The organism is Bradyrhizobium sp. STM 3561, from assembly GCF_045571455.1.
GTDB lineage: Bacteria > Pseudomonadota > Alphaproteobacteria > Rhizobiales > Xanthobacteraceae > Bradyrhizobium > Bradyrhizobium vignae.
The window spans coordinates 1,183,977-1,199,784 of sequence record NZ_CP120695.1; the positions used below are offsets into that span (position 1 = coordinate 1,183,977).

General features: G+C 61.7%; 14 protein-coding genes. 1 reads left to right on the forward strand and 13 read right to left on the reverse strand.

Annotated features, from left to right (window positions below):
* Positions 1-14 precede the first annotated feature (14 nt).
* From P6U28_RS05315 to P6U28_RS05335, 5 genes are all read right to left on the reverse strand, one after another.
* Positions 15-815 (reverse strand): acetoacetate decarboxylase, encoded by an 801-nt coding sequence (locus P6U28_RS05315; protein ID WP_407121886.1) that lies wholly within the window; start codon positions 813-815, stop codon positions 15-17.
* Between the two features lie 167 nt (positions 816-982).
* Positions 983-1,936, reverse strand: a complete 954-nt coding sequence (locus P6U28_RS05320; RefSeq protein ID WP_407121887.1) for an MBL fold metallo-hydrolase — start codon at positions 1,934-1,936, stop codon at positions 983-985.
* A 99-nt stretch (positions 1,937-2,035) separates the two neighbouring features.
* The gene (locus P6U28_RS05325) at positions 2,036-3,241 is read right to left on the reverse strand and encodes an NAD(P)/FAD-dependent oxidoreductase (protein WP_407121888.1); all 1,206 of its coding nucleotides are present in this window, start codon (positions 3,239-3,241) and stop codon (positions 2,036-2,038) included.
* Positions 3,242-3,390: 149 nt separating this feature from the next.
* The gene (locus tag P6U28_RS05330) at positions 3,391-3,543 is read right to left on the reverse strand and encodes a hypothetical protein (RefSeq protein ID WP_407121889.1); all 153 of its coding nucleotides are present in this window, start codon (positions 3,541-3,543) and stop codon (positions 3,391-3,393) included.
* A 230-nt stretch (positions 3,544-3,773) separates the two neighbouring features.
* Positions 3,774-4,727 carry a helix-turn-helix transcriptional regulator gene (locus tag P6U28_RS05335; RefSeq protein ID WP_407121890.1) on the reverse strand — a complete coding sequence of 318 codons (954 nt, stop codon included), beginning with the start codon at positions 4,725-4,727 and terminating at the stop codon, positions 3,774-3,776.
* Between the two features lie 397 nt (positions 4,728-5,124).
* Between P6U28_RS05335 and P6U28_RS05340 the strand changes: the two genes are divergently transcribed.
* A complete protein-coding gene (locus P6U28_RS05340; RefSeq protein ID WP_407121891.1) occupies positions 5,125-6,057 on the forward strand; it encodes a helix-turn-helix domain-containing protein in 933 nt (310 codons plus the stop codon).
* Between the two features lie 5 nt (positions 6,058-6,062).
* Here P6U28_RS05340 and P6U28_RS05345 read toward each other — a convergent pair whose 3' ends face one another.
* From P6U28_RS05345 to P6U28_RS05380, 8 genes are all read right to left on the reverse strand, one after another.
* Positions 6,063-6,989 (reverse strand): catalase family peroxidase, encoded by a 927-nt coding sequence (locus tag P6U28_RS05345; protein ID WP_407121892.1) that lies wholly within the window; start codon positions 6,987-6,989, stop codon positions 6,063-6,065.
* 756 nt (positions 6,990-7,745) lie between these two features.
* Positions 7,746-8,342 carry a redoxin domain-containing protein gene (locus P6U28_RS05350; RefSeq protein WP_407121893.1) on the reverse strand — a complete coding sequence of 199 codons (597 nt, stop codon included), beginning with the start codon at positions 8,340-8,342 and terminating at the stop codon, positions 7,746-7,748.
* A 36-nt stretch (positions 8,343-8,378) separates the two neighbouring features.
* Positions 8,379-10,139 carry an MOSC domain-containing protein gene (locus P6U28_RS05355; protein ID WP_407121894.1) on the reverse strand — a complete coding sequence of 587 codons (1,761 nt, stop codon included), beginning with the start codon at positions 10,137-10,139 and terminating at the stop codon, positions 8,379-8,381.
* The gene (locus P6U28_RS05360; RefSeq protein ID WP_407121895.1) at positions 10,139-11,617 is read right to left on the reverse strand and encodes a c-type cytochrome; all 1,479 of its coding nucleotides are present in this window, start codon (positions 11,615-11,617) and stop codon (positions 10,139-10,141) included. Before P6U28_RS05360 ends, P6U28_RS05355 begins: the two co-directional genes overlap by 1 nt.
* 2 nt (positions 11,618-11,619) lie before the next feature.
* Entirely contained in the window at positions 11,620-13,266 is a 1,647-nt protein-coding gene (locus tag P6U28_RS05365; RefSeq protein WP_407121896.1) for a GMC family oxidoreductase, read from the reverse strand.
* 32 nt (positions 13,267-13,298) lie between these two features.
* Positions 13,299-13,883, reverse strand: a complete 585-nt coding sequence (locus tag P6U28_RS05370; RefSeq protein WP_407121897.1) for a sorbitol dehydrogenase family protein — start codon at positions 13,881-13,883, stop codon at positions 13,299-13,301.
* A gap of 11 nt (positions 13,884-13,894) precedes the next feature.
* A complete protein-coding gene (locus P6U28_RS05375; RefSeq protein WP_407121898.1) occupies positions 13,895-14,935 on the reverse strand; it encodes an alpha/beta fold hydrolase in 1,041 nt (346 codons plus the stop codon).
* 82 nt (positions 14,936-15,017) lie between these two features.
* Entirely contained in the window at positions 15,018-15,743 is a 726-nt protein-coding gene (locus P6U28_RS05380) for a type 1 glutamine amidotransferase domain-containing protein (RefSeq protein ID WP_407121899.1), read from the reverse strand.
* Positions 15,744-15,808: the final 65 nt, after the last annotated feature.

Consider the following 15,808-nt stretch of genomic DNA (forward strand, 5'->3'; position numbering starts at 1 on the left):
CCTTGCATTGCGGCTCAGCCGGCGCTGCGTTCGATCAAGATTTCGGGCTCGGTACCGCGCCGCCGCGAGACTGCGGCCGGTGACAGATAGTCGTGGACCACGGTCCCGAGGCCGAGGGTGAGGTCCGCCATCACGTGCTTGGCCGACAGCACTTGCAGCACCGGCAGTTCGGCGACGGGCGCAAGCGCGTGCGAGTAGAGGTCGAGCGCAGCAGGCCCGGTCCAGGCGCCCTTCACCGAGATGTCCTCGCAATGGAAGCGCACGAGTTCGCAGATGCGCGCCGTGCCGTCGACATGCGGGATGATCTTCAGCAGGAAATTCGGCGCGGCGAGTTTTCGCGCTTCGGTCGCGGCGTCGAGGGCCCGATGCTTGTAGCCCATGGTGCCGGTCGCGATCCGCACCGAGCCATAGTTCAAGGTGCCGACCAGAGTGTCGATTTCGACCGTGAGCTTCGGCTGCGCCAGCTTCTTGGGAAAGCCCCACAGTTCGCGCCCGCCGGCGATCGGCGGATGATCATTCAGGAACATCTGGTGCACGAAGCTGCCGGCCTGGCCCTTGTAGCTCACCGGGATGACCTGGCCGCTTTCGGTGTAGTCGCCAAATCCGGTTGAGTCGGGCATGCGGATGAATTCGTAGTTCACCACTGGCTCGCCGACTTCGAGCGGCTCCGGCACGATCCGGCGCAGCGCCTCTGGATCGGTCCGGTACTGGATGATGAAGTATTCGCGGTTGACGAACCGGTAGGGGCCGGGCGGAAAGGCCGGGTTCGTCAGCGGCATCGCGAACGCGCTCGCGCGCACGGTCTCATGTTTCATCGGAGTAGCTCTGCTGGTGCTATGATGTGAACGGGCCGCGCGCCTTGGGGGCGCGACCAAATGCTGGTGATCTATTGCAGGATCGAAACGCTTCCGATCGGTGCCGCAGGCGCGAACTCGTTTTGCGCTATGAGCTCGCGCCTCGTTCGGCCCCGACCAGCCAGCTGTCAGTAGTCCCACCAGGCCGGGACCCAACGAAAGAGCTCGCCGGCGGCCGCGACCCGGCCTATGGACGGGAACGGCATGTGCGTGCCCACCAGCCACGAACCGGTCGCCACCAGCTCCCGCAGGAGTTCGAGGCGGACGCGGGTCGCCTCCTCAGGGTCGTGCTCAAAGCCGTTGTGCCATTCGGGGTGGTCGAACGAGACCGGGAAAATGGCGTCGCCGGCGAACATGAGCCGATCGTCGCCGGAGGCCAGGCGAACCACGCTGTGCCCTGGGGTGTGGCCACCGGTGCGACGGACGACGACTCCGGGCGCAATCTTGGACTCTTCCTCGAAAAGCTGTAGCTGGCCGTGATATTCGTCCAGGAATTGCTTGGACGCCCGCCGAGCCAAATTTGCGAGCACCGGCGGCATGGCAGTGCGGGAGAAGTCGGGGGAAGCCCAGAATTTGACCTCGGCGGCAGCCACGTGGATCCGCAGGTCCGGGCGCAGCCGCTTCTTCACGCCGTCGACGAGCAGTCCGCCAACGTGATCGAAGTGCATGTGGGTCAGCACCACGTCAGTCACCGAGCCAAGATCGATTCCGGCGGCCTCGAGTCGCTGACCCCACTGTCCCGCCCGCGGAAAGTCCGGGTACTCCTCTCCCAGCCCAGCGTCGATGAGTATGGTTTGGCCGCCGCTGCGCACCACCACCTCGTTCAGTGCCCAATCGAACGCGTCGCGCGACAAGAACATGTTGTCCAGCCAGGCCGCCCGGACGGCCGGATCGGCATTGGTAGCCATGGACTCGGATGGTGGCGTGAGCACCCCATCGCTGATCACGAGCACCTCGATTTCGCCGATTCGCAGCGCATAGCGCGATGGAACCAGCTCGTCGGTCGCGGTTCTGCCGTGAGGGGTGGTGTTGTCGAGGTTCTTGATTGGCTTCTGTTTGATGCTGCGGATCATCTGGTTCATCGTCAAGACTCCATTGTTTGACATTGAGGTTCGATCTTGATGGTGGGTTCCGGATGGGCCGCGCTTCACGCCGAGGCGCGGCCCGGTTGCGTCGGGCGCCTACAGCTTGGTGACTTGCTCCGGATCGGCCGAGGCGAGTGCGGCCGCGCGCTCAGGCTTGGGCGGATAGATCCAAACGCCGTTGATCTCCTGCTTCGTTTTCTTGGCGACGTCGCCGACCATCTCCACGGTGCGCTCCCAGCCGCGCGTGAACAGTGCGCCGGCTTCCCCGAGGTCGAGGCAGGTGACGTACGCCTTCTGGTGATAGGGCCTAGTCGGGACGCCAAGCAGTTCTGCAGCTGCGTTGTTGCCAGCGAAGGCGCCCATCCGCGTGGCGTGTTGGCACGACATCAGCGCGTAGTTGCCCTCGTCGTCGCATGCGGCGCGAGCGGCATCGCCGGTGGCGAATACGTCGGGCACACCGGGCACGCGCAAACAGGGATCGACCAGCAGCCGGCCGAAACTGTCGCGTTCGGCGGGGATCTGTTGCGTCAGTGGGGCCGCGCGAATGCCGGCCGCCCAGATCACCGTCTCCGCCTCGATGTGATCGCCGTTTGAAAGCGTGACGCCGGATTTGTCCAGCGCGCTGACGCCGACGCCGACCCGGGTTTCCACGCCGACCTTTCGCAGGGCTTCCTCGATGACGGGGCGGGGGCCTTCGCCCATGTCGGGGGCGATCGCCGGATTACGTTCGACGATGATGACGCGCGGCTTTGCACCGTCGCCCAGGATCGCGCGCAGTCGCGTGGGCATTTCGGTTGCAGCCTCGATTCCGGTGAAGCCGCCGCCGGCAACGACGACTGTGTCGCGCCCGTTCACCGCAGGCCGCCTCGGCAAGCTATGCAGATGTTTGTCGAGGGCAACCGCATCATCGAGCGAGTCGACGCTGAAACCATGTTCGGCGAGTCCGGGAATATTGGGGCGGAACAGCCGGCTGCCGGTGGCCACGATCAGGCGATCGTAGGAAAGGGTCTTTCGCGTGCCTTTGTTGGTTGCGATCTGCACCATGCGAGACTTGGTGTCCACCGTCTCGGCACTGCCCTGCACATAAACGACGTCGATGGCTTTGAGGACATCGAGCAGAGGCGCGGTCATGGTTTCGGGCTTCGGCTCATAGAGCCGCGGACGAACCACGAGCATCGGCTCGGGCGCAACCAGTGCGATCTCGAGCTCTTCGGGCGAAACGCCCTTGATATCGCGCAAGCGCGCGGCAGAGAGGGCGGCGTACATGCCGGCAAAGCCGGCACCGATGATAACTAGTCGCATGTGTTGGCTCCCGTGGTTGGACTTCCAATAGTCCGCGTGCTGCCGCTCGCTGCTTGTGCAGCGATCGACGACGACGCGAAGGTGTGAATGAGAGGCTAGGTCCTTATGGACGCAGGCAATCCGGTATCAATGACATCGGCATGAAGGTCTCACATGCCGGCGCGACAGCCCGACGAACCCAGCGACCAACCGGAGCGAAGGACGATCGGTTGAGCGCCCTCGACCAGGTCCTCATAGGGAAGCCGCGGAGCGGTCCTGATCATGATGGACGTGACCGGCTTGATCATGTGCAGCGACGGCATGGGCACTTCGTCGTCGCCTCCCGCTGCTGACGTGAAGCGGACGGCCAACGAAAGTCCATACAAAGTTGCTGTGCTAAGGCCTCTGCGCCGTGACGTGATTGGCAGCCGGCTGACGAAGTTCCTCCAGGTCATCCTTAGTCTCCGTCTGTTGGTTCGGACAGGATGATGGTCTAACCGATCAGTCCTGCCGCTGCCCCAGAGGGATTGCCGTCACTATAGAGCGATTGCTGCTAACGCATGCGCCTCCGCCAGTCGCGCGGTGTCTCGCCGGTCATCTTCCTGAAGGCCGCAGCGAAGGCGGTCTGCGAGGAATAGCCAAGCGCGGCTGCGATCGAAACGATGGATTCATCGGTGTCGCGCAGCATGCTCATTGCCTGCTCGATCCGATGCTGGCGCAGCCAGGCATGCGGCGACAGTCCAGTGCTTTCCTTGAAGGCGCGGCAGAAGTGGAAGCGCGACAGGCCGGCGTCCGAAGCCAGGGCTGCGAGGGAGACGTCCGCCTCGGCATCTGAGCGCAGGCGTTCGATGGCGCGGCGCAGCGCCATCGGAGATAACCCACCCAATGTCGGCTGAAAGGGCGCCGGCGTCCCGGCGTGCGCAGCCAGCACCCGCGTGGCGAGAAGGTCGGTCATTTGCTGCCTGAACAGGGCATCGAGGGCCGCGCTACCATCCATTGCGTCCACTGCGCTCGTGAGCAACCGGGATGTAATGAGATCGGGATGCCCGGTTCGCTCCAGGAGGTCACCGACCCCGGCCATCTCGGCTTCGGCTGCGACACGCTCGAGCGTTCTATGCGGTAGATAGAGCTGAACGACATCGACGGCTCCAGGAATGTCCCATCGGGCGCTCGAGCCGGCTGGAATGATCGTCACAACCCCACTGCGCGCCATTCCGATCGCGACTGATCTTCCGCTACGGCGCTCCAGCCGCTGCGTGCCGGTGGGATATGTCATGATGACATGGTCGGCCATCGGCTCGACGACATCGTGCAGAGCGCCGTGCTTCCAATGGGCAATTGCGCCACCAAACGGCTCCGATGCGATGCGTATCGGCGCGGTTCTCAGCACGCGCGCCATTTCAGCATCGGCGGAACGCCGTTCGCCGCTCGGCAGATTGCGATTCTGCATCTCGGGAGTGTCTGGGTGATTCTCGTGAAGATCGCGTTGGATCGGCGTGCAGCTCATGGACCTGTCCTCGCCGTTGAGAGGCATTTCGTTTGAGCGTTGGCGCGTTCTACGCGTTGCAAGCGTTCTCCGTCTTTCCCAAAACGGCGGTGCTTTGCCTAATCTTGCTCCAAGCCGCCAGCACGCCTGCAACCAAAGCCGCGCACAAAGGCCGAGCAGAAACATCTGCTGCTGCAGAATGAGGCAATCCGGCTACCGAACGTCGGTAGCATTCTTGTGAATGGACTCCTTAGTTCACATTCTTAAGTAACCTACTGAGATTGTGTCACAAACTCGTGCGCGAAGCTGCGACTAACGGCTTTGTAGACGGCCTCAAGCCGATATCGGATAATCGGTCGTAATCTCGCGGCGGCGAAACAGCCGCTCACGTGCGACTCCATCAAGAAGACCGCGGCACATGGGACAAGCGACCGTTTACCGACAGAGGCATCGCAAGTTTTTGCATCTGACGGATCCGCCGCCTTCGCTGATGACGCGTACGCTGCGCGGGATCGAACTCGCTGCCACTGAAACGCGCCACGATAACCCTGTACGGGCTCTTTCGGGGCAATTTCCTGCCGAAGACGCCTACCTCGTCAGTCTCAAACTTAGCAATTACCCTGACTGCGAATGCTGGGAGGATGGCCGATGCGTCATCAAGGCGGATGTACGCGCCGGTGCAACTTATCTGTACGACTTGAAACGCGATCCGCGCTTCGTGATCGACAAGCCATATCACTCCATTTACCTATATCTGCCGCGGACAGCGCTCGATGATGTCGCCAAACAAGCTGGCGCGCCGTGCATCGGCGAACTCGTCTATGAGCCCGGCATCGGCGTGAATGACGCGATCGTTCGCCATCTCGGAACCGCGCTCTTGCAAGCGCTGCGTCGGCCGGACGAAGCCAATCAGCTGTTCATCGATCACACGATGCTTGCGCTGACTGCTCACGTGGCTCAGAGCTATGGCGGCATGCAACCCGGCGCAGAACTCGTCCGCGGCGGCCTTGCGCCGTGGCAGATGAAGCGGGCCTGTGACCGATTGGAGTCCGACCTCGGTGGAAGCCTTTCACTGCAGCAGATCGCCGCCGAGTTCGATCTTTCCGTCAGCCATTTTTCCCGGGCGTTCCGTGTGTCCACCGGCTTGCCGCCGCACCAGTGGCTGCTGCACCAACGCGTCAAGGCGGCCAAGCAGTTGCTGAGCGTTCGCGACCTGCCGCTCTCGGAGATCGCGATCTCGGCGGGGTTTGCGAATCAAAGCCACTTTACGCGGGTGTTCTCATCGCTGGTCGGCGTCAGTCCGGGGGCGTGGAGGCGCGAGAAACAAGGCGGCTCGGAAACCGAAACATAGCCGGCTTACTCTCGCATCCTCTGCGATATGGCGTAGACGGCGCGGCGCGCCGCAAAGATCTCATCCAGGGGATGGCCGATGCCTTCGTCGAGATTTGCCGGATCGAAGTTGGCTTCATCGCAAGTCTCGTTGGCTTCGACTCCGGTGATGACAATCGTGCCTAGCCGCACCGCTTCGCGTTCGTCTTCATCCGGCCATCGGACGGTGACGTCCATGACGGGATCGCCGCTCCGGTCGAGCAGCGCCATCACGCTGAACCTGACGTCGCGTGCCGCGATCCGCTGATCGAGATCGTCGCTCAGGAAGTCGGCAGACTTTCCCCCGGCTTCGTCTTCGGTCAGCGGAACCTCCCCGCCGACCGGCTCGACCTTGAATTTGATGAAACGCGTCTCGCCTCTTGCGTTCGTCGCGGGAAAGGCGTGCACGCCCCAATAGGTCGTCCCTGCAAAGCTTCCCGGCAAAGGCCGCGCGGCGAGATAATTCGCCTGAAACAGCGTTTCGGGATTGGCAGAGGAGAACGCCTTAACCTTCGCCGCATCGATCTTGCCGTCTGGCCCGGGAATGCGCGCCTTGAGGAAGTCCAACATCTGGTCGAGCGTTCTCGCAAAATGCACAGGCGCGTTTTGGGTAAAGATTTCCGAGCGCTGACCGTCGCTACCGAGCCGGAAGGCGAAACCGCGCAGCACAAGCTTGTCCGTGTCTGCGACCTTCGGATGGGCGCCGCCTACAGAGAACCGCGCCAGCACGCGGGATGGCTTCGTAAAACTCCGGGATTTCGTGATCTCGCTCGCCTGATTCGACGGGGCATAGGTGCCGCGAACGCATCGGCCCTTGGCAAAGCTCGCGCGTGCCTTTGGCGGCGCGACGGCTACGGCTCGCAGGGCTTCGACGATTGACGCGGCGGTGGCGGCGCTGCTCGGGAACTCGGGCATTCGTGGTCTCGGCCTGATCTTGGGATTGGTTGTGGACGCTGCGCGGGTCCGGTGTCTTTCCTGAATCGGTCGTGTCTTGTCCGATCCTGCTCCAGGCCCGGGATCGCGAGGTATTGCGCGCTTGGCCACCCCTCACATCTGACCGACCAACCGGATGCAGTAAAGCACTCCGATACCGATCAAAGCCGTGGGGGCGGTGGCACGACGATAATCTAACCAACTAGCAGCGCCGCCACGCCAGAGCGATTGACGTAATTCCAGAGCTATTGCTGCTAGGTGGAAGAACTCCTGATCGCTGACCGGATTGCCGATAAGCGAACATAATGGTTCGAAGCCTCAGCCCATCTCGGGCGTGCGACTCAGGCGGTGGTGACGTCTTCCTCTACCAACCGGATTGTCTTGCGGCCTCCTCTGGAGCCCGCAGTACGGCCGCAGCGCCGAAAGCGCGCTCGCTTTCCATTTTCCACCCCGGCTCTCGCCCAGGGCTCACGAAGCTGCTTTATTTGGAGGAATGGATACAATATCGAAGGTTTGGCGGGTATGCGGAAAGGCGGTGCGCTCCCCCGCTCCAATCTTACGATTTTCTTCGCCAGACTGCGTCTTCTACGATGTCATCCGTTCTAGCTGTGAGTTTGAGCAGTTTGAACCATCTGGTCCTGACACCAAATAGCTCAAGCGCTCCAGCAGGAAGATCTTAGTGAGTTGCGGGATCGCTCCTCACAGCCCCCGTTCCGCGGTACCTTGGGGGATGCGCTCTTAATCCTGTTCGCCGATAGTTTTGGCATAGGTTTTGCCATACGGATAGAAGAGCTCTTTGCGTCCCTGCTGCCATGCAGCCCTAAGTTCGGGTGCTGTAATGTCCCAGTCCGGTCGGCATTTCCTGGTCACCGCGCGCAGATCCTGGCGAAGTTCCTCCGTCGTGGGACGCCCAAAGAACCAGTAGCCGTTGTAAATCTTGTGAATGATGAGACTCGGCTCCAGCACGATCACGTGCGGAATCATTGGATCATGGGCTGGGTCGGTATATTCCGCGATATCGAGATCCTTCTGAACGATACGCCGCGGATCGGAGAGAAAGGGCCAGTGCGCCCCTACACCGCTACGATATTCGTTTGTCTGGCTGATGTTATCAGTTGTGATCGTGACCAGCCGGCAATAGCCAACCTCCATCTCCCGATGCAACTCCAGCAAGCCTTCGGCCTGGCGGCGATCTTTTGGACAGAAGCCGCCGCGCCCAAGCACGACCACCATCGGATCCTGCCCCTGCAACTCGGAGAGCTTGCGATGTTTCCCGGTGTGGTCGCTCAACTCATAGTCCGGGAAAACGGCCCCCTGCGTGATGTCTGATCGCATTTGAATTCTCCATCGTTGGATGCGAGGCCGCTGCCGTCACAAGTCGATCACGACGTTGCCCTCGGGCCGTGAGCAGCAAATCAGCAAGTTACCGTCAGCCGGTGCATCGATTGGTTCCGGGTGGTAGCTGACGTTTCCTGCTACGAGTCCGGTCTCGCAGTTGTGGCACACCCCCGTTCGGCACGACCAACGCACCGGAACGTCGCAAGCTTCGGCCAACTCGAGCAGGCTCTTGAACGATGATGCCCAGCGGACATTGAGACCGGAACGCGCGAAGGAAACCATCGGTCCCGGGCCCGGAGGTCCCGCTGGCACATGGGGCGTTTGACGGGGCGAAGCGGCGATACCTGGCGTCATGGATGGACCCGTGCCGAATATCTCGGTGTGGATGCGATCCTTGGCGACGCCGAGGGACGCAAGGCCAGCGGAGAGGTCGCTCATGAACCCGCTCGGTCCACAGATGTAGAAATCACCATCTCGCGGTAAGTTGAGCTGTTCGATCACTCGCACATCCAGATGACCACGAACGTCGAAATCAATATGGAGTCGGTCCTCAGGGTCGGGCGCGCTGTAGCAAATCTGGCTGTGATGGCGGGGAAGGGCGCCCAGCAACTCGCGCGTCTCGCTGGCAAACGGATGTTCGCTGCCATTGCGGGCCCCGTACAGCCACCAGACATCCCGCGTCGATGCTTCTGCCACCAACGCATGAAGCATCGCGAGCACCGGCGTCACTCCGATGCCGGCACTCACCAACACAACAGGCGTGTTGCCCGGCCGCAGTGTGAAGCTGCCGCGCGCCGCGCTCGCCTGCACGATGTCGCCAACCTTTAGCTCGTCGTCAATATAGTCGCTGGCCGCGCCATGGGCTTCCCTTTTGACGCTCACGCGAAAGAACGAGGCGCCGGGCTCGCCTGACAGCGAATAGCTTCGCATCAGCGAAGGCGCAGGACTTGGCTCGAGCCGTAAGACGACAAACTGTCCGGGAAGCGCCGCGGCGATCGGCGGCCCGTCGATCGGCTCGAGCACCAGCGACGTCACGTTGCTGCTCTCGCGCACTTTACGCGATACGCGAAACGGTCGGAATCCTTGCCATGCCGGCGCCAAGCCGGGCGTCGTGGTGAGCCCGGCATTTCCTGCCACGGCACCATCCTTAAGCCTCTGCTTCAGCAGCGCCTCGAATGATTTGCGCCACCCGGTGCTCAGGGCCGGAATGCGCAGCGCGCGCTCCAGTTGGTCGCGGGGATGACCGGGCATGTAGAGCAGCGCATCGATATCGGATACGCTCATGCGTTCGGGCCCGGCGGTGACAAGCGTGATCTCGTCGCCGGTCTCGACTTCACCTTCCTCCAGCACACGCAAGTAGAAACCGGGTCTTCCGTGCTTGACCAGCAGTGCGGCCATGTCGGGCTCGTTCATCCGGATGCCCAGCCGGTAGCAGGTGACCCGCGGCTGCGTCACCTCGAACAAGGCTTTGCCGATCCGGTAACGGTCTCCGATACAAGTCTCCGCGTCCGACAGGCCATCCACGGTGAAGTTCTCGCCGAACTGGCCGTAAGCGAAATCGGATCGGCTCAGTTGATTCTGCCAGTATCGATAAGAATCGTACTGATAAACCAATACAGCGCGGTGTTCGCCGCCGTGGCCCGCCAAATCTCCTTGCCCGTCGCCCTCGATGTTGAGGCGGCGCACCATCCGTGGACCTTTGACCGGCGTCTTCCAAATGCCGGTATGCACCGTTCTCCCCTGCCAAGTCGTATTGCACGGCAGACCCACGTTGACTGAAAGCAAACGTCCCATCACATTTTTCTCCGAAGATGGTAGCCGGGTTCCTGAACAGGCGACTCGCCATCAACTCGGCGCAGTTTTCGTCTCCGGACGAGGAGAAAGGCGATACCCAGGAACGCAATGGCCGCCACGATGGGCGTGCTCCCGCGAGCAAGTGCAAGCAGCGGCGAGGAGGGGCCGCCTTGGCGCGCTTCGGCGACCTGTTGTTCGGTAACGGTAGTGCCGGCTGATCCATAGTGCGCGAGCACGAAATTACTCAACGTCGCGATGTTGCGATCGCTGAGTGGGTTGGCGTCGCTCGGATGGCCGCCGAAGCCCGGCATAAAGGCCTGTCCTTCCGATGTCGTGCGATTCACGCCGTACAAGATCGTCGCAACGAGGTTGGTCGCGTTCCGGGCGCCAGTGGCAGAGTTCGAGAACAGACTTGGATAGTAGCCGTCCTTGCTGCCTTGGCCTTCAGCCGAATGGCAAGAGGCGCAATTGCCTTGAAACAACTCCGCGCCGCTGGGATTTGGTTCGCTATCGAATCTTACGCCGTCACGTCCGCGCAGCTCGGCGAGCGCAGAGAACATATTCCCTGCCGAGAAGCGGGAAACCTGGTCGGCCGGATCGCGAACGGCCGGGACAGCCTGGATATACCTCGCTATAGCATCGAGGTCCGCGGCAGCAAGGTGCTGAAAGCTATACTCGACCGCTTCGCCCATGCTGCCGGCCGCCTGCGCCTTTCCGGACAAGTGTCCCGTGCGCAAATATGCGACCAGTTCTGTCCTGGTCCAGCGTCCAATGCCGCTGATTGGATCCGACGTAATGTTGGGCGCGTACCAAGGCCCGACCTGTGCGCCTGACAAGGCACGGCTCGCTTGCTCTTGCATGAGAAGGCCGCGCGGCGTGTGACATGTGCCGCAATGCGCCGCGCCCTGCACGAGGTACGCGCCGCGATTCCACTCTGGTGATTGATTTCGGTTTGGCACGAAAGCTGCCGAGTCCAGGAACAACAGATTCCAGGCGATCATCGAGCCGCGGATATTCATCGGGAACGGAAGCCTCGTCGATGGGGCGCGTTGTTCGACCGGCTCTACTGATTGGGTGAAGTACAAATAGAGCGCGTGGATGTCCTCGTCGGTGAACTTGGCATAAGATGTGTACGGCATCGCAGGATAGAGGTTAGCTCCATCGCGCCGAACGCCGCGCCGGAGCGCCCGCGAAAAGTCTTCCTCTGTGTAGCGTCCGACTCCGAAATCCGCCGAGGGAGTGATGTTGGTCGAATAGATAGTGCCGAGCGGCGTGCCGATGGGCAGCCCGCCCGCGAAGGCTTTGCCACGAGGCGCCGTGTGGCAAGCGCCGCAGTCGCCGGCCGTCGCGAGATATTCCCCACGCTGGATCGCTGCAGCCGTTTGTTCCGGCTGATCAGCAGCCCGACAAATCCCGGCCGCCGCAGTTGCGGCGAGGCCGATCAGAAGCACACCAAGGTGATGACCGGTGTTGCCCATGATCAGCCGTGCCTTAGTTGGACGACGATTGCGTCCGCCGCTTTCAGCGCCAGCGCTGTCATCGTGAGCGTACTGTTCGAAGCCGTCGCGCTGGGCATCGCGCCGCCACCAGGCAGGAATAAGTTCGGATGATCGTGTGCGCGGCAGTCGGGATCAACCACGGCCATCGTCGGCTCGGTTCCCATGATGCAGCCGCCCATGATGTGGTCGCTGTTGAGAAACTCGGGGGACAGCTGGAACTTGGTGGCGCCGAGTTCGGCCGCCAACCGCCGCAGTCGCGGCACCGTGTATTCCTTGGCGCTTTGGCGCACATAGTCGCCGACGTCGTAATAGATGTTCGGTTTGTTGATGCCGAGCCAATCCTTCTGAGTGGATAGCGTCAAACGATTATTTGCCGAGGGCAGGATCTCATGCTCCACGGTCAGTCTTGCGGTACAGGCGGAAAGCCGCCGGATCTCTGCGTCCAGGGCCTTGCCCACCAAGCCTTTCTTCAGCGCGGCGGCTGCGCCGAGCGGACTACGAGCGAAATTCTCCATACGGAACATCGCGCCGGCGTGGCGGCCGCGGAAGTCACCTTGTGTGGTGTTGAGGATGCTGCTGCTCTGGACCGGTCCGACGCCTGTCCAGAGGGGTTCCTCCAGTTCCAGCTCCGCCGTGAGCTTCGGCTGATCCATCATGTTGCGACCGACCTGATCGGAACTGTTCGCCACGCCGTTTGGGTTGCGTTCGTTCTTTGACAGTAACAGCAGCTTTGGCGTTTCGATGCCATTGCAGGCAATCACGAAGAGGCGGCCCGTCACCCTGTGCGATTGCTTGTCCGGATCGAAGAAGTGAACCGCGTTGATTGCGTTCTTGTCGCCCGTCTCGATTCGATAGACGACGGCATTGACTAAGATCTTACCGCCCTTTGCCTCGATCTTCGGCAAAGCCGTTGCCGCGTCATATTTGGCGGCGATCGGACATACCGGAAAACAATTGTTGTTGCCGCAACAGGCTGGCCGGCCGTCATAGGAGACGCCGCTGTTGCGGGCCTGAGGCGCCGGCAGATTGATCATCCCGATTCTGGCGGCAGCTTCCGTGAACCGATGCTCACCAGGGCCGAAGGGAATCGGTCCCATGGGATAGGGTTTTGACCGATTCCCGTTCGTCGGCCATTGCAGCGCCGGGTCGGACGGACCGCTGACGCCGATCGCGTATTCCGCGCGTGTATAGTACGGCTCGATGATTTCGTGACCGAAGGGCCAGTCCCGGCCGACTCCATAAAGGCTCTTCAGCTGCATATCTTCGGGGGTCAAGCGCCAGCAAATTCCGGCCCAGTGCCAGGTCGCGCCGCCTGCGTAACGGACGTAGCCCTGGAGATAGGCGCGGGCATTCGGCCCTTCCAGTTGGAGGTATTGCTCCTGCTCCCTAGGCGTGCGGGTTTCGAGATGCGGCGCCCATGGCTTCGGGGGATAGGGTGCGTTCCAGTGAAACAGCCGCAGGCTCGGCGGAAGCTTCCGGAAGTTCTCGACGATCCGCCAGCGGTCAACGCGAGGCCCGGCTTCGAGCATCAGAACGGATAGCCCAGCGTCAAGAGCATGTTCCGCGATCAGGCAACCGACTACGCCCGTTCCTACAACGACGACGTCTGCACTATGCTCGCTTGCCATCTGGACAATTCCTCTTTCGACAGTACCCGCGCTCAAAATTCAGGCATGTTGCTCAGTGGCGGCGCCGTGGACGTCCATCGATTTGGCCCGGAAATGGCGTAGGAGGGAATGGTCATGACGTCACTCGTCGGCCCGTACATGAGTGCGTACTCGTAGGCGAACACCTCGGCATTGGAAGCACTTGTGACGACGCCGAGATACCAGGCAGAAATGATCGAAAGCGCGGTCTCCTTGAGCGGGCCATCCGGTATGTCGGCGAAGAAGTCCTCGACGATCCGTGCGTTTCTCCCTCGGGCGATAGAAAGTAGGCCACCAATCTCCTGCAACAGCGCCGGATTCAAAGCGACCATCGCAGCGCCCATGCGCCTACCTACCTCCGCGTTCAGGCGATGGGGAACCAGCAGCGACGAAATCTCCATGAAGCGCGCCGCAGCTTCATCCGACCACGAGGCCGACGCTGCAACAGCCGGCAGCGTTGGCAGAGCGGCCAACGCACCGAACAGCAACCCACCCACCAACACGTTGCGGCGAGCGAGATTGAAGGCCGTGGGACAGTCGTCGGGACAGGAGTCAAGCACCTTCGTGCGTCTCGCTGCTAACATCTGTTGCGGCTTCATTTGGCGCCCCCTCACGTGTCCGTTGCCACGGCGATGATCGCGTCCGCGAAAGCGTTCGGCGCTTCTTGCGGCAGATTGTGCCCGATGCCGCCTTTGATCGTTCGATGCGAATAACGCCCCGAGAACATCCTGGCATAAGCGGACGGCACCCCGTTGGCGTCGCCTTCCATTGTAATCGTTGGCACGGTGATGGACGGGCTTTGCGCCAGCCGCTTTTCGAGATCGTCGTAACGGGGCTCGCCTTCGGCGAGGCCAAGCCGCCAGCGATAGTTGTGAACAACGATCGCGACGTGATCAGGATTGTCGAATGCCTTCGCGCTTCGCTCGAAAGTGGTGTCGTCGAAATGCCATTGTGGTGACGCGAGCCGCCAGATCAGCTTCGAGAAATCCTGCCGATACTTCTCGTAACCAGCGCGACCGCGCTCGGTCGCGAAATAGAACTGATACCACCACTGCAGCTCGGCCTTCGGCGGCAAGGGCGTCCTGCCGGCTTGCTGATTGCCGATCAAATAGCCGCTCACCGAGACCATCGCTTTGCAGCGCTCTGGCCACAGCGCGGCAACGATGTTCGCCGTCCGCGCTCCCCAATCGAAGCCGGCAAGGGTCGCCTTCTCAATCTTGAGCGCATCCATGAAGGCGATAACGTCAACGGCGAGCGCCGACGGCTGTCCGCTTCGCACTGTCGCATCGGATAGGAAACGTGTCGTGCCGTACCCGCGCAAGTAGGGCACAATCACGCGGTAGCCTGCCGACGCGAGCAGGGGTGTGACATCAACGAAGCTGTAGATATCGTACGGCCAGCCGTGCAGCAGGATCACGACGGGCCCGTCGGCAGGGCCCGCTTCAGCATATCCCACATTGAGCAGCCCGGCGTCGACCTGCTTGAGCGATACAAACGAGGTGTTTGGTTCTGGCCTGGCGTTGGGCGAGGCGCCCTGTTTGGTCATCACAGGTTGCCCCTCGGCTGTGCCAGTGAATGCGAATTGCGAGGCTGCCAGCGTAATTGCGGCCGTGCCGAAGAGTCGGCGGAGGGGGTCGATCTGGTCTGTCATGTAATCTCTCCCAGGCAAGTCAAAGTTGCAACACGTGGTCCAGCGACGCGCTTTTTTCAGTGAGCGCGCAGTCAGTTTTGATCTACGGGATGAACGCGGTGGAGGCGGTGCTCACATGGGCGCCGCCCATCTCACCCAGCTTCGCCAGCAGAGTGTTCGCGGCTGGGCCCGACGAATGTGGATTTTGTCCTGTAATCAATTGGCCGTCGCTGACGACGTGAGGTGTCCAGTTCGCCTTCTTGGAGAAGGTGGCGCCCAGCTTCAGCATCTCGTCCTCGACGAGGAAGGGCACGATCTTGGTCAGCCCGACCTCCTCTTCCTCGCCGTTGGTGAAGCCCGTCACTTCCTTGCCGTGAACCAGAAGGCTGCCATCGGGCATCTTGACGTGACGCAGCGCGCCCGTCGAATGGCACACAATGCCGATCGGCTTGCCAGCCGCGAGAAACAACTCGATCAGCTTAATGGAATGCTGGTCTTCGGCGAGATCCCACATTGGACCGTGCCCGCCGGGATAGAAAACAGTGTCGAAATCTTCCTGCTTGACGCTGTCAAGGCGAACGGTGTTGTCGAGCTGCGCTTCCGCATCCTCGTCGTTCTCGAACCGGAGCGTCAGCTCGGTCCGGAAATCAGGCTCGTTGCTCTTGGGGTCAAGCGGCGGACGGCCGCCGTTCGGGGAGGCGAGCGTGACCTCTGCGCCGGAATCCTTGAAGACGTAATAGGGGGCTGCGAGCTCTTCGAGCCAGAAACCCGTCTTGCGCCCGGTGTTACCTAACTGGTCGTGGGATGTGATGACCATCAAGACCTTCATGACCGTCTCCCTTTGTCGCGCTTCTGCGAAGTCCCTCCGAACCGCGATGCAGGCCGCACGACCTC

Coding starts and splice junctions, on each gene's coding strand:
- P6U28_RS05320 (WP_407121887.1), bottom strand. CDS start 1,936: ATGAACCAGATGATCCGCAGCATCAAACAGAAGCCAATCAAGAACCTC.
- P6U28_RS05360 (WP_407121895.1), bottom strand. CDS start 11,617: ATGGGCAACACCGGTCATCACCTTGGTGTGCTTCTGATCGGCCTCGCC.
- P6U28_RS05315 (WP_407121886.1), bottom strand. CDS start 815: ATGAAACATGAGACCGTGCGCGCGAGCGCGTTCGCGATGCCGCTGACG.
- P6U28_RS05365 (WP_407121896.1), bottom strand. CDS start 13,266: ATGGCAAGCGAGCATAGTGCAGACGTCGTCGTTGTAGGAACGGGCGTA.
- P6U28_RS05340 (WP_407121891.1), top strand. CDS start 5,125: ATGGGACAAGCGACCGTTTACCGACAGAGGCATCGCAAGTTTTTGCAT.
- P6U28_RS05325 (WP_407121888.1), bottom strand. CDS start 3,241: ATGCGACTAGTTATCATCGGTGCCGGCTTTGCCGGCATGTACGCCGCC.
- P6U28_RS05370 (WP_407121897.1), bottom strand. CDS start 13,883: ATGAAGCCGCAACAGATGTTAGCAGCGAGACGCACGAAGGTGCTTGAC.
- P6U28_RS05375 (WP_407121898.1), bottom strand. CDS start 14,935: ATGACAGACCAGATCGACCCCCTCCGCCGACTCTTCGGCACGGCCGCA.
- P6U28_RS05355 (WP_407121894.1), bottom strand. CDS start 10,139: ATGGGACGTTTGCTTTCAGTCAACGTGGGTCTGCCGTGCAATACGACT.
- P6U28_RS05335 (WP_407121890.1), bottom strand. CDS start 4,727: ATGAGCTGCACGCCGATCCAACGCGATCTTCACGAGAATCACCCAGAC.
- P6U28_RS05380 (WP_407121899.1), bottom strand. CDS start 15,743: ATGAAGGTCTTGATGGTCATCACATCCCACGACCAGTTAGGTAACACC.
- P6U28_RS05330 (WP_407121889.1), bottom strand. CDS start 3,543: ATGCCGTCGCTGCACATGATCAAGCCGGTCACGTCCATCATGATCAGG.
- P6U28_RS05345 (WP_407121892.1), bottom strand. CDS start 6,989: ATGCCCGAGTTCCCGAGCAGCGCCGCCACCGCCGCGTCAATCGTCGAA.
- P6U28_RS05350 (WP_407121893.1), bottom strand. CDS start 8,342: ATGCGATCAGACATCACGCAGGGGGCCGTTTTCCCGGACTATGAGTTG.